Below are 13,833 nucleotides of genomic sequence, written 5' to 3' on the forward strand. Positions count from 1 at the left end.
AGTTTGAACTCGTAGGTTAAATTAAACAATTGCATCACCTCCTAACACCATTATACAACTGTTTGACAAAATAACAGGACGATTTATCAAATAAAAAGCCGCCCGATAAGGACGGGGCTTGTATCCCCAATTTTCGGTCACTCCTTATAACAGTTAGTTTTTATTTTGGAGTGTGGGGTCACACCCCTCATGAGTTTTTAATACTAAGTATCGTATCATAACGTTCAATGAGCCGTAACTATTAACATACATTCTTTATTTTTGTAAATATGAGGTAATCGGCAACAGGGAACAGGATTTGAGTCAAAGCCAATTTCCGACTAAGACAAAGGGCGCCCAGTAAAAGGGATGCTGATAATTAGATTGACGTAGGAGAGTAAGTTGAGCCTGACGCAGGGCTTGGGCTTTACTGACTTGAGATTGGGTGAGTTGTCGATAAAATTCAACCATTAACTGAGCCGTCGATTCATCATTAACTGACCACAAGGTTGCTAGGGTACTACGAGCGCCCGATCGCACGGCTAATCCCGCAAGTCCCAAAGCCGCTCGCTTGTCCCCTGTCGCCGTTTGGCAAGCGCTGAGGACAAGGAGTTCAATCGGGTTGGTATCCTGTCGCTGTCTGACTTGCAGGAGTTGATCCAAATCTTTCACCTTGATGCGACCATTCCAAGTGAGTAGAAAGGTGTTCTCTGCTTTGGAGCTAAACTGTCCATGAGTCGCTAAGTGAACCACTGGGAATGGATTCGCCTCAATTTGCTCTTGCAGAGTTTGAGGGGTAAACTGTTGATTCAGGAGGATAGTTGAAGGAATTTGTGCGGCGATGTTTTGCACTTCCAACTCCACTGCGGGGAGAGCCGGAAAACCATCCCGCGCCTCGCTAAGTCCAGCCGTTAAGGTTTTTAGTTGCTTGGGGGAGAGCGATCGCGGCTCGATTAGTTGTAATCCTAGGGATAGAGCAATATTATAGTTCTCGATCAGATACTGCTGTCCATCGTAAAGCGCCGCCATGGGCAAATTCCGTAAAGCACCATCCAAAACAAAGACGAGGGTTTTAATCTCATTCTCCCTTAACTGAGTCTCAATCGGTCGGATTAACCAATCATAAAGTTGTTGGGAAAGGCGTAACCGTTCTCTGTTTGACCAAGCTGGATTTAAGGCTTGTAGGAGTTGCTCAATGGTACTATCTATTTGAGTTTGAGCTAACTCCGTTTGGAAATAGCGCAGGGGTTTTCCGGGTAGGGAGACAATAACGGCAAAATGATTCGGTAAAATAATCGGGTAAATGACTGAAGCTTGGGGATCAATCTGATCAATGGTTTGGCGTTGAACTTGCCAACAGACTTCCCGAAAGAAGTTCTCCAATTCCGCCAATCTTAGGGATTCAATGGTTTCACGCCCTGCTTTGAGCTGTTCTGGTGTGGGCTGATTGCTTAAGAGCAATTCCACTAAATTCCGATAAATGGGTTCAACGGTTTCCCGAAAGGAAAATTGCACATCAGGATTAATCGCCATCAAATCACTGCGTAAGGATTGCAGGGTATAAACCGCTTCTTGATTTGCCGCGATCGCGCCTGTCAGATTACCTTGGTATTGGAGTATCTGACTCAATTGCCATTGCCAACGATAGGTGATTTCAGTGGCTTGTATTCCCTGCGCCAAACTTAATGCTTCCTCAGTTAACCTTTGCGCCTCTAACCACTGCTGTGTCTGCATATAAAGATGTCCCAATTGACCGAGGGCGTAAGATTCAGATCTCTTATCATTAAGCTGTCTGGCTTGTTGAATCGCTCTAGCTAATAATTGTGCGATCGTTTGTAGTTGCGCTTTGGCGCCGGTAAAATTGGGTGGAGATTGAGATACTATAACCTGTTCCCTAGGTAGGGCGGGTTTAGTCAAGTTAGCGGTTTCTTGGGTAACGTTATCAGTCAAACCCGCCCCTACAGATTGGCTCCCAGACGTTACATGCAACGTCTCTACATGGCTTCCCATTTTCATTAAGCTTTCGGCGAAATTCACTTGAGCATAAACCGCCGCCCGATTTAGGGGTAAATTAGATAATTCAGCTTGAGTTTGGGGGACTAAGGTTTGGGCGTCTGTCCAATTTTGGGTTTCAATCAGCAGGCTGAGTTGGTTGAGTTGGGCTTCAACTTGAGTCACAGGGGTGGTTGCTGTTGAGGCGGCTTGTTGATAATAGGCGATCGCATCTTCAAAGTCTTGTTGCGCTCTCGCTGTATTTCCCAGGCTAAATAGCGTCGCACTTTGTTCAGCTATTGCATCGAAACCCTGAGTTATTGCCAAACTTTGCTGCAAAACCTGTTGTGATTCCTCTAGATTACCCACCACTTGCAACGCAACGCCCAGACTCCGTAATCCGGCGGCTTTGAGTAAGGAATCGGGTTGAGTTTGGAGCTGGGTTTTCACTCGCTCTAAGGTAATCTGCGATCGCCGATAGAGTCCCAATGCTTGTAAGACTTGCGCTTGGTTAATTTGGCTCCCGAATACACCCGTTTGATCACCCGCCTCTTGATACGCCTGTTCTGCCTGTTTCCACGTTTCTAAAGCCGCTTCCATTTGTCCTTGTGCATAATGGAGACTGGCTTGAGTATTCAGAAGTTGGGCGAGAAGGCGTTGATGACTGCGGGTGGGTTTGAGGAGATTAGCCACTAGATTTAGGCTTTGGGTAATCCCTTGTTCCGCCTCCTGCCATTGTCCCAACTCTTGATAGGCTAAGGAGAGATAACTTAAACTCAGGGCATGGTGGATGCGATCGCCTCGATCTTGATAAGCTTGCATCGCCTGTTGCCAAACCGTAATCGCTTGCCAAAAACGCCCCGCCGCGTAGAGAGCTTTGCCTTGTTCAAGTTGAGTTAAAGCATTGTCATTCTCCTGAACTGAGTTCAAATCCCCCTGTTCTTTGTTTCCTATTCCCTGTTCCCTACTCAAGAATTGAGTCTGAGTTAGTTCTGTAAGCGGTATCGGCGGATACTGCGCTTGGGTGGGAAAAACCCACGTTATCAGGAACAATGTGAGTAATCCTAACCCGATACAGCGACTGAAAGCCTTGAGCCGTGAGGAGACTGACGCTATTGTTTGAGTTCGCGATCGCCTTAGAGCCATTTTCAGTCTGATTCGGGGCAAAAAAGTCATGATACTTTACAATATCAAATCTGGGTTGACTACCCCCTTTATAATCTAGTCCGCGCAGGCGGACTTTATTTGTGTAGCAGCGACTTCCAGTCGCAGTCCTACTGATTAAATTTCTTAGTAGATTGGGTTGAACTTTTATTAGGTCTCGTACCTCAACCCAACCTACCGTCTTATTTAATAACAATTAGACGTTCTGGGCAAATCAACAACACCCAGTCTATCATTGGGCATATTAGCCACCAGTTCGACATTGCCATCTGCATCAATCACCCATCCTTGAGCTTCCACAGGGGTCAAGTTTTTCTCTGGATGTATTTTCTTTCTGGGTGAGGTCGTTAAAGGTGAGGATTCGATTCCCAAAAAACCTATCGATGGGAATTGCTGTCGATTCTCTGCAGGTCCCGTCTCTCCCAGATTTTCTTCATCCAAATTCAGAGAACGCAAATCTTGCCAAAGGGTTCGACCGCGTAAAAATTGGCTGGGGTCTTCGGGTAGTCCACCTCGTCCAGTCATGACAAGGGAATTTCCTGTTTCAGCGACACAACCTGTGGCAATTTGATTACTGGGTTGAGTAAAATTTTCCGGTAACTGAACTAATCCCCGATTCGGGTCAATCCCCTGAATATTTAAAGTCACCAGACCATTAAATTGTGGTCCTAAATCTGATGTGGCGGTGATATCGCTATCTGGGGTAAGTTCATCCCGAAACTGAATGCCAAAAACACCCTGAGCCGTAATACTAACACGACCGCCTCGACCTTGACGAGCATTAGCCGTGATATCACTATTATCGATCGCGACTAGAGTATTGGTATCGATTGTTATATTACCCCCATCACTGTTGTCTGTATTCGTCGTAATCCGACTATTGCGCCGCAGTAGCACATTCGATGCTTCGAGTCGAATATTTCCCCCTGTCCCCGCCACTGTAGCTGCGCTAATTCCCCCTTGATTATCCAGCCAAATTGAATCGGCTGTGATATCCAAATTACCAGCAGCACCCGATGCTGTCCCCCTGACGCCAACTTCTGCGCCATCCCACACATTTAACTGTCCGGTTTGAATCTGCAAATCCCCAGCACCGCCTGCACCACTGGTATTGGCTTCAATCGCACTCGGTACGATACCATCCCCAATAATGCCAAAGGAGACTCGTTCGACAGCGGGAGCAACACCCGTCGCCCCACCCGCCACTGTGACTGATTCAGAAGCATTGATATTTAAGGTTCCGGCTGTACCTGCACTCCCTGTAGCGGCGGAAATTTGAGCGCCATCCCCCACACTTAAGCGGCGCGTGTTAATCATTAAATCTCCAGCGGGTGCTGTTCCCCTTTGTCCTGCTACGGTTAACAGGGATGACGAGGTAAACAACCCGCTCAAAAACTGACCATCAGCAGAAACACCCCTCAATTCCACCGTATCGGCGTTAACCCGGAGATTTCCCCCTCGTCCCCCACCCGCCGCAGCAGCTGAGATTTGTGACCCATCAGCAACAATGAGTTGACCTGTATTCAGGATAAAATCACCAGCATCCCCTGCACCCAGAGTCGTTGTGAACAAACCGCCGGGAACAACAGCGTTGGCGGGGGTTCCTCTCAGTTCCACGAATTCAGCCGTTACAGTTAAATTCCCCCCTTGACCTTGACTCATCGCGCTAGGTGTGGTACTTAATGATGTACCCTCTAGCACTCGCAACTGATTCGCGGTAATTTGGAAATCCCCGGCGTTTCCTTTCGCCGTAGTTCCGGTCAGTAAGAGAGACCCACGGGTTAAATCTGCGAACTCTGAGACGTTTAAAATTAAGTCACCACCATTCCCCTCTGCAAAGGCTGTGGTGAGGAGAGTCGCGCCATTTTGTACAATCAATTGATTGGTTTCAAGGGTTAAATGTCCAGCATCACCCTGTCCACCACTAAAACTAAATAAACCATTACTTAAATTAAATGGGTCAAAGCTTCCGGATAGAAGCTGTTGTGTGAGTTGTGAAAGAGTTGTGCCAATCACATCCACTCGGTTAGCTTGAATGGTCAAATCACCTCCTGCACCTGTACCAAACGTAGAGGTAGAAGCAAACGCACCTTGTTGCAGTTTCACCTGATTTGCCTGAATATCAATTCCGCCGCCGTTTATATCGCCGAAGGTTTCTGCTACGAGGTTTGAGCCTTGAGTCAGGGTAACTTGTCCTCCCCGTATCCGAATTTTGCCACCATTAAATCCACTGGTATTGACGGCGGTTCCATTGCTTAAGTCAATGGTGCCAAACTGTTTTATATCTGAATAGTCCAAGGCAAATCCTGTGGTTATAGGAGTCAGATTAACTCGTCCCGAACTCGCCACACTCCCCAATTCAATTCGCCCTTGCGCTGCTGTTATATTTGCTCCATTTAATGATAAATTTCCGCCCACAAGTGCCAAGGTTTGACCAGGGTTTACTGATAAGTTACTATTTGTTTGATGAATAATCGGCGACGGATTGGAACCAAACTGCAAGCCAATTGGTACATTAATGGTTAAAAGGGGCGGTGATTGGGGATTGGTGGTGCTGAATTCACTGCCATCAGGAAAGATAACACTGTTGGCGGTACTGGCTAAGAAAGAGCCACCGATATTGAGTTGAGCATTGGCACCAAATATAATTCCGTTGGGATTAATCAGCACTAGGTTAGCTGTGCCATCCGCACCAATGATGCCATCAATCAGGGATATCTTGTCACCCGTGATGCGGCTGATAATAGTTTCTATGTCCAGGTTTGGGGTGTTTATTTTAAATACGGCTTGTGAATTTGTCGGAATAGAAAATTCATCAAAACTGTGGAAGAGAGAATTCCCGACTCTGATTCCTCCTTGAATTACACCATTGGTAACGTTGGTATTGGTTGAAAAATTATCTGTGTCAGGGATTATTTCGGCATTGGTTGCGCTGATGAGGGTGAGAAGGGTGAGGATAATATTGCTAGGAATCCAGAGGATATAGTATTTTTGTTTGGGAAAAGAATAGTTCATGATTAGGGTATATCTGTGAAGAGGAACTGTAGAGACGTGCCATGGCACGTCTCTACATCGGGGCGGGTTTAGTTACATCTGGGTGAGGTAAAAAATGATAATAGTAAAACCCGCCCCTACATAAAAATTTATTTATTACTCAATCACCAATTGTCTGCACTTTTATTCCGTAATCGATGCGATCGCTACCCTTTTTCATATAAAAATGATAAGGGGCGGCTCATGTTGGCAGCAAAGCCGAGAATTGCGCGATCGCGATGTTCATACAATACGTTACCGTCTGAGTCAAACATGAAAGTGCCACCTCGCTGTGTCATATAGGCGGGATTGGGGACATAGGTTTTCCAATTACCCAAAACTTCCACCATATTCCGTAGTCTTAAGGTAGCTAATTCAAAGGGGCGCTGATATCCACTTCCCCCAGCGAATTGAAAAAATGAGCCTTTGAGAGGGGGTAAGGGTTTCGCTTTGATGACTTCCTCATCGCCAATCAGCTGAGGTGCGTTGCGATCGCCCCGATAACCGCGAAACACTTCAGCTAGTGTACCTGGGCTACCAATACCCGCACACATTAATAGTAAGTTGAGCCAAGCCGTTTGAGTGGTAGAAAGTCCAGGAAGTCTAAAATTCAACCCCGGATAGAGGTTAAGCTGACGATGCAATTGAGCCTCTGGATCAACAAACAACCACTCAGCCGGAAATCCGGTGTAATTACAAAACTGTTTTCCTGAATCGAGATTGCCAATCCCCACAGCGCGAATGGCGATTTTCTTCGCCTGCAACTGTTCAGCTTCTCGCTGTAACCAGAAGGCGTATTCTAGGCTGTCAAAGTCACCAAGTTGAGACCAAACGAGTACCAGGATGCGGGGGGTATTCTCGCAGTTTTCCAGGAGCGATCGCGTCATACCATCGCTGACTCGTTGGCGTTGAGTTTGATGAATAATAGCGTAGGGATTCATATTAGGCTAAAACTGTGATGAGTAAAGATTGTTTTGCTAATGATAACAATGACTGATATATAATCGGGCTTGACTGCTTCCTTTTCAGGTAAACCGCCACAACTATGAAAAAAATTCTAGAGAAATTAGTTGGGAGCATGGCACCTTTGTAGGTTGGGTTGAGGAACGAAACCCAACGCCATCGTTAGCCTGTTGGGTAACGCTATCGCTCTACCCAACCTACGAGAACATTTTGTGCAAAACTGACCTGCTCCCATCACAAAACTTCCTAGTTTAACGGCAACTTCATCAAATCTTTACTTGACTCCTTGGCATTGACGGCATAAAGTAATCCATAGTATATTTTTCAGTTTACAGCACCATTTTAATGAGAGTCATGCAAAACATTTTCAAGAAAATTGCCGTTACCGCTGCGACTTCGGCGGCTTTATCGATGGCGATCGCTCAACAAGCCCAAGCGATCTCGTTCAACTTTAATTGGCAGGGGGATACGGGTTATTCAGCAACGGGGATGTTCAGCTACGACGAAACCACAGCTCCAACCATTATTTCCGAGAGCGGTGCTGGAGCGACGAACAACCTACAATCCTTAATGGTTTCTTTCTTCGATCCAAACAACAATCCGCTCCAGTCGCTTAATACGGTGACTGACGGAGTCTCTGAATCTCCTTTTTTTGAATTTAATTTTGATACTTCGACTCAAACCCTGTTTGGTGGTTTCGATGTAGGAGGGGGTACGGGTGTAATCGGAGAACAATTCTTATCTGGAGAGATTGGTAGCTTCTTGGAATTGCGTCAGGATGTTGATCAAATAGCAACTTCAATTCAATTAGATCAAAATTCTGGGGAGATTACAGTTAGTGCCAAAACATCAGTACCAGAGCCTGCTTCGGTTTTGGGTGTATTGGCATTCGGTGCAATGGGAGTCGGTTCAATCCTGAAGAAAAAGCAAGCGTAGAGCGATAAAATGAATGCGATCGCTCTTTTCATAAATCTTGATTAGGAGGAGGCGATCGCAACAAGAGCATACCTGTTCAATACGGTTCCCCAAACAACACTAATGAGCAGGTGAGTTCCTTGATCAATTGTGTGGTAATATCGCTCACCGCTAACCCAGCAATAGTACGGCGACGCAAAGAGCGCAAAATTACCATATCCGCTAACTGAGCCACCTTCAGAATCGCCTGCGCCACATCGTCACTTTGAATTACTTGCACTGTTGGTTTGACATGCCCGCCAGTGACATTTAACACCTTAATATACTCGTCTTCAATCGCCGCCATTTCGGAGGATGCCGTTTTAGTCGGACAAACGTGTAGCAGTTTCACCTCCCCTTGATGGGTATCAGCCAGGAGTTGAGCAAACCTCACCGTGCGTATTGTCTGCGGCGAGAAGTTTTTCGCGGGCACCAAGATTTTACGCAGGTTGACTGGCTCATCTAAGAGTCGCAGCACCGCAACTGGACAGTGAGATGCCCAAAATACCCGGTTAATAATCGTACCAAACAAACGTGCCCGCAATCCTGTATTTTTGCGCCAACTCATGACAATTAAACTGGCGTCTTGTTCCCGGGCGGTGTGAACAATTCCCGAGGCGATGTCATTCTCAATCCTCAGTACAGGTTTCGCCTCGGCTTCAAACTCAGAACTAACTGTTAGCGCTTTGTTCAGGAGTCGCCGACTTTGGCGCAGGTTAACCTGCATCTGGGGTTCATCCATGTAGGTATGAGATGGAGAGATAGATAGAGGTATAATTTGACCGGATTGGTGATGGGCTAGCAGGGCTGCCATTTCCATCAAATACCCCTTGGTTTGACTTTTGCTAACAGGTACGACTATCGTAAACGGAACCGGCTCTTGTTCCTCTAAATGTTCAAAGCGATGATTTTCCCACCAGAGTTTAGACTGGCTAGTTTTCGGGCTGGGTTTGGGTAAAGGAAGTTTCGGGGCAAATTTTCCGGTTAGTAAAGGACCCAGGATAGAGGTAACCAGCATTAAAACAATGATGCTGTTAAAGACGGTTTCCGTGATTAACCCCACCTGCAAACCAACCAAGGCGGCGGCTAGTGTGGCGGCGACTTGGGGTACAGACAGAGACCACATTACCATCATCTCGTTAAAACTGTAATGATAGAGGAATTTCGCGATCGCGGCGGCGAAAAATTTGCTCCCCAGCAATCCCACGACAATTGCCAGGGTTAGCCAAAAACTGGTGGTGAGGCTTTCGACAAACACGGGAATGTCTAGGAGTAAACCCATATCTACAAAGAAAAAGGGGATAAATAAAACACTGCCCACAAACTCCACTTTTTCTTTAACGGGTGAGTTTCCCACTACATCATTTACGGCTAAACCTGCCATAAAGGCACCGACAATCTGATCAATCTGAATAATCTCCGCCCCCACTGACGCTAGAAACACCGCCAGAAGTACGAACAAAAACTGATTTCCCTCATCATCTCCCGTCCGCCGAAAATGTTCCTTCCCCACCCAGTCAAAGCCAAATAAAACGATGGCGGTGTAAATGGCTAATGAAACCAATTGCTGCATCAAACTATAGAGAGAAAAATCTCCCGCATTAATCGAAACGCATAGTGCTAGGACAAGCAGCGCACTAATATCGGTAAAGATTGTCGCGCCAATGGTAACAATGACTGATTCTTTCTCAACTAAACCCAAGCGCTGGACAATGGGATACCCTAATAGGGTATGGGAGGCAAATAAAGAACCCATCAGTAGGGAGGTATTCCACCCAAAACCAAATAATCGTCCAATCATCATACTGGTGACAAGTGGTACGATAAAGGTCATTAATCCAAAAACTAAGGAGCGATGTTTTTTCTTGCGGAACTGCACCAAGTCAATTTCTAGCCCAGCCACAAACATTAGGTAAATTTTGCCGATATCTGATAGCAGCTTCATGGTTTCGCTGTCAGCATCCAATAGCTGCAAACCATTGGAACCCAGAATGACTCCTGCCAACAGCAATCCGACTAACCCAGGCAATCCCAGACGCTCGAACAACGGCGGAATGGTTAAACTGACTAACAGCAGAATAGTAAACGCTACAATTGGACCTTCGGGTAGCCCTGTTTGGAAAAATGCTATCGATTCATTCATTACCTTTTGGCTTAAAAATTGCCGCTATTTTATAGACACAGGTTCTTCAATCAAGTTCTGTTTAACCCATTGCTTCCGAATTATTAGCGTAAAGACGTATAGGTAGATTGACTCGCCCAGGAAACTGCTAAATTGTTATTGTCTATAGAGGGTTGATGTATAAAAATATTGTAACCAAAAGGCGCAAAATAAGGAAAAAACTTGTCCGACATCGCCCCTGACATGCTCCCTAGCCCATTCTCCCTCAAACCCATACAACCTTGGCATTGGCGCAAGCTTCCTTTGGCTAAGCGTAGTGGTTCCCACGTCTTCGAGGCGCTATTTCTTCATCCCACAGGAGATTCAGCTCTAGAAGGAAACTTGGCTGAAAATTGTCACATTGCTACTCTCCTAGAAAGCCCCGTGACGCCAAATAATACCCATCTAGCTCGATATTCTATTTGTGCGGGTTCTCCTCGCTTTATTGAGCATCAACCTCAGCTCTGGACACCGTCTGTGGGAGACATTCTACCCTTCCTACGCCGCCTGCTTCAAGTGCAAAAGGCTCAATCACTGGTTCCTGCTCTCCTTCCCTTTACAGGGGGTTGGTTAGGATGGCTGGGATATGATTTAGCCTGGGAGATTGAGCAACTCCCCCAACTAAACACCGATCCCCTTCCTTTCCCCATCGCCTACTGGTATGAACCGGAATCCTTTGCTGTACTAGATCATCACCAACAAGTTCTCTGGTTAGCGACGACAGATTCGGCTCAACTCGACTCCCTACAACGTCAGCTAAAACAAGCTGATAGAGAGATAAGATCACAGGATTTACCAAAACCGGACAAAAGTAATCCCATTACTCCTATTTTCCAAATCTCTCAGCAAGATTATATAGCGGCGGTGCAGCAAGGGAAAAACTATATTCAAGCTGGCGATATCTTCCAGGCAAATTTGTCGTTACGGTTTGAAGCACATACTGCTTTGGATAGCTGGTCAATTTATCGAGCGTTGCAACAGATTAATCCTTCCCCTTTTGCCAGTTATTGGCAAACTCCGTGGGGGGCAATGATTAGCTGTTCACCTGAACGATTGATTCAATTATCAGGGAATAAAGTTGAGACTAGACCGATTGCTGGAACGCGAAAACGTGGTGCTACTTCGACTCAGGATGAACAGTTAGCCCAAGAGTTAATTGCCAATACTAAGGAACGAGCCGAACATATCATGTTAGTTGACTTAGAGCGCAATGATATCGGCAGAGTTTGTGAATGGGGGACTGTACAAGTGAATGAACTTCTTAGTATTGAACGCTACAGCCACGTCATGCACTTGGTTAGTAATATTATTGGTACACTCAGCCCTAAGTGTGACCCGATAGACTTGATTCGCGGTGTATTTCCTGGGGGAACCATTACGGGTTGTCCTAAAGTTCGCTGTATGGAAATTATTGAAGAACTTGAACCTGTCAAGCGCAACTTATTTTATGGTTCTTGCGGTTATTTAGATTGGCGGGGAAACCTCGACTTAAATATTTTGATTCGCACGTTGTTGTATAGTAAATCGGGCAATTCTCAACCTGGGGCAACGGTTTGGGGACAAGTTGGTGCGGGGATTGTTGCCGACAGTGATCCGCAAAAGGAATGGTATGAATCTCTACAGAAAGCCCAAGCTCAACTCAATGCGTTGAATCTGGGCAGCAAAAACACCATTTGATAAAGGGCGCACGTCGGTGCGCCCCTACAGATGGGATATTTTCATCATTACATCCTATTAATTAACCAGGGGTTGAGTCGCGATCGCGTCGAGTCCCACTGATTTCAATAAGTCTGCCCAAGCCACCGAGAAGGAGGAATCCCCTGGATTAGATTGTCTAAGTTGAGCCAGGGTTGTCAGCGTATCAAACCAGATACCATTTTCCCCATACCGGAGAGCCTGTTCGAGCAGAGGTTCTCTGTCTAGCTGATTTAATGTTCCATTGGGCTTAATCCGTCTAATCACCCCTTGGACTCCGGGACTATCTGGCATGACTTGCTCGCCACAAACCATCAGAAACGACCAATGATACGTTTTACCAACTTCTAGCCCTGATGCCTCATCCGGGAGCTTTACGCGGAGAATCCCTGCTTGTTTGGGCATGGGCAAGGTTGTTTCGTAATAATAATCCTCGTCTTTATCTTTGAGGACAAAGAGTGCCTGCTTCGCAGCGGTTTTAGGAACGTAAACAAAAAATGTCGGGCGCTCAGCCACGGTCAATCCTTGGTGAGTCGCGGGCATTACAGAAGTAATCGCCAGATTGAGTCCTTTAGCATCTTGAGGACATCCGCCATCACGAGTCCCTCCCCCCTCCCGATTACCGGGTAAGGATGGCTCACCTGTCGGTGGCGGTGAGAATCTTACCGTCACTATCGAACGACTCGATAGGCTTCTACTCGGCGCAATCTCTTGCGCCTGCACGGATAACCCCTCAATCGGCAGGATGTTCAACAACAGACTGAGGAGAAATAAGCTGATATAGATGTAGTAACGTTGCCAAGTCACGATAATAATCCTCTTCAACAGTGAATGCCTTGGCGAATGACACTATTAATTTTAAACAATTTCCTTTAGAATATCCAGTCTTCACGGCTCGATTTCACTCAACCAATAGTAATACAAATTAAGAAGAATTATTGGGGAATAAGTCTTTCTATGTCGGGTTGCTCACAAAAAGACATCTCTTGTCATGGGATGATCCCCATCGAGGGTTTTTGATGAACCTTAGCTCCCATCTGGCACGATTCTCAACAAACAGGAGTATATAAACGAAAAATCACTGTTTTGACAAGGTAATATTCGCAATAATCCCAATTACTCACTAGAGTGCAAAATCTCAGTTGAACTGGCCCCCCCAATGAAATTCCTCATTCGCCAAGAATTGTCAGAGTGGTCACGAAGTCGTGTTTACATTCACAGAGTAGACGCATCTTAACCGGAATCATCCAGTCAGATATCTATCGGGGGACAGAGCTGCTTAGCCCCTAGAACGGAAGGGTGGACAAGTTACTTGAGGTGTAGGCAGGGTGTCGGGTGTCGGGTATGGGATGTCGGGTGTCGGACACAATTGAACCCTTCTTTTAGAGCCAAAATGATTACAGGCTTAAACAGGTTACTAATTGACATAATATACAGCAATGTTTATAGTAACCACTAATTTACACTATTTTACACTATTTTACAATCAGAGTAAAAAAGATATAGCGCGTCTAGATCATTTGTACAATTAATTGACATTATTTCCTAATACTTGATATTGGCGAAACGTCTGTGGTTTATAACTCTTAGGTTATGCTCTTTGCTTTTTCAGTTTCACCTGAGTTGTACAACTCAAATAGACGCGCTATATATACATCTTGATTGAAGCAGCCCTATTTGCGCCTCCAAGTATCCCTCTTCACTGATAGTCACTTGTCCACCGCTTTGTTCGCTAATGAATAAAACACCATCAGGTTGGGGTTCGTTGTCGATATCCAAGCGAACGGTAGGCTCAATACCCATTTGCACTTGGGGTGTAGCCGCTTGATAAACTCCCAGCCAAGTGATTAAAGGTCCAATCAAGAACATAAATCACTAATTCCCTAGTGCAG

Annotated in this window: 7 protein-coding genes and 1 pseudogene; 2 read left to right on the forward strand and 6 right to left on the reverse strand. The window is 45.8% G+C overall.

Annotated features, from left to right (window positions below; all coding sequences use genetic code 11):
- Nucleotides 1-303: 303 nt before the first annotated feature.
- The 3 genes from RIM23_RS11850 to RIM23_RS11860 all read right to left on the reverse strand — a co-directional run bounded on the left by RIM23_RS11850 (nt 304) and on the right by RIM23_RS11860 (nt 7,109).
- Complete coding sequence (locus tag RIM23_RS11850) at nt 304-3,147, reverse strand: CHAT domain-containing protein (RefSeq protein WP_446367282.1); 2,844 nt, start codon at nt 3,145-3,147, stop codon at nt 304-306.
- A 174-nt stretch (nt 3,148-3,321) separates the two neighbouring features.
- Nucleotides 3,322-6,150: a two-partner secretion domain-containing protein gene (locus RIM23_RS11855; protein WP_446367284.1), complete on the reverse strand. Its 2,829-nt coding sequence runs from the start codon at nt 6,148-6,150 to the stop codon at nt 3,322-3,324.
- A gap of 185 nt (nt 6,151-6,335) precedes the next feature.
- Nucleotides 6,336-7,109: a peroxiredoxin-like family protein gene (locus RIM23_RS11860; protein WP_446367286.1), complete on the reverse strand. Its 774-nt coding sequence runs from the start codon at nt 7,107-7,109 to the stop codon at nt 6,336-6,338.
- A gap of 376 nt (nt 7,110-7,485) precedes the next feature.
- Between RIM23_RS11860 and RIM23_RS11865 the strand changes: the two genes are divergently transcribed.
- Nucleotides 7,486-8,067: a PEP-CTERM sorting domain-containing protein gene (locus tag RIM23_RS11865; RefSeq protein ID WP_446367288.1), complete on the forward strand. Its 582-nt coding sequence runs from the start codon at nt 7,486-7,488 to the stop codon at nt 8,065-8,067.
- A gap of 76 nt (nt 8,068-8,143) precedes the next feature.
- Here the strand turns inward: RIM23_RS11865 and RIM23_RS11870 are convergent, their stop codons facing one another.
- Complete coding sequence (locus RIM23_RS11870; protein ID WP_446367290.1) at nt 8,144-10,228, reverse strand: cation:proton antiporter domain-containing protein; 2,085 nt, start codon at nt 10,226-10,228, stop codon at nt 8,144-8,146.
- A gap of 222 nt (nt 10,229-10,450) precedes the next feature.
- Here RIM23_RS11870 and RIM23_RS11875 point away from each other — a divergent pair, with 222 nt between their 5' ends.
- Complete coding sequence (locus tag RIM23_RS11875; RefSeq protein WP_446367334.1) at nt 10,451-11,923, forward strand: anthranilate synthase component I; 1,473 nt, start codon at nt 10,451-10,453, stop codon at nt 11,921-11,923.
- 57 nt (nt 11,924-11,980) lie between these two features.
- Here the strand turns inward: RIM23_RS11875 and RIM23_RS11880 are convergent, their stop codons facing one another.
- Both RIM23_RS11880 and RIM23_RS11885 read right to left on the reverse strand, forming a co-directional pair.
- A complete protein-coding gene (locus RIM23_RS11880; RefSeq protein WP_446367292.1) occupies nt 11,981-12,748 on the reverse strand; it encodes a DUF928 domain-containing protein in 768 nt (255 codons plus the stop codon).
- 828 nt (nt 12,749-13,576) lie between these two features.
- Nucleotides 13,577-13,798, reverse strand: a pseudogene (locus RIM23_RS11885) (Uma2 family endonuclease); the annotation flags it as partial.
- Between the last annotated feature and the right edge of the window lie 35 nt (nt 13,799-13,833).

Origin of the sequence: Coleofasciculus sp. G3-WIS-01 (assembly GCF_040223135.1) — a bacterium.
Lineage (GTDB): Bacteria > Cyanobacteriota > Cyanobacteriia > Cyanobacteriales > Coleofasciculaceae > Coleofasciculus.

Coding starts and splice junctions, on each gene's coding strand:
- RIM23_RS11850 (WP_446367282.1), bottom strand. CDS start 3,147: ATGACTTTTTTGCCCCGAATCAGACTGAAAATGGCTCTAAGGCGATCG.
- RIM23_RS11855 (WP_446367284.1), bottom strand. CDS start 6,150: ATGAACTATTCTTTTCCCAAACAAAAATACTATATCCTCTGGATTCCT.
- RIM23_RS11860 (WP_446367286.1), bottom strand. CDS start 7,109: ATGAATCCCTACGCTATTATTCATCAAACTCAACGCCAACGAGTCAGC.
- RIM23_RS11865 (WP_446367288.1), top strand. CDS start 7,486: ATGCAAAACATTTTCAAGAAAATTGCCGTTACCGCTGCGACTTCGGCG.
- RIM23_RS11870 (WP_446367290.1), bottom strand. CDS start 10,228: ATGAATGAATCGATAGCATTTTTCCAAACAGGGCTACCCGAAGGTCCA.
- RIM23_RS11875 (WP_446367334.1), top strand. CDS start 10,451: ATGCTCCCTAGCCCATTCTCCCTCAAACCCATACAACCTTGGCATTGG.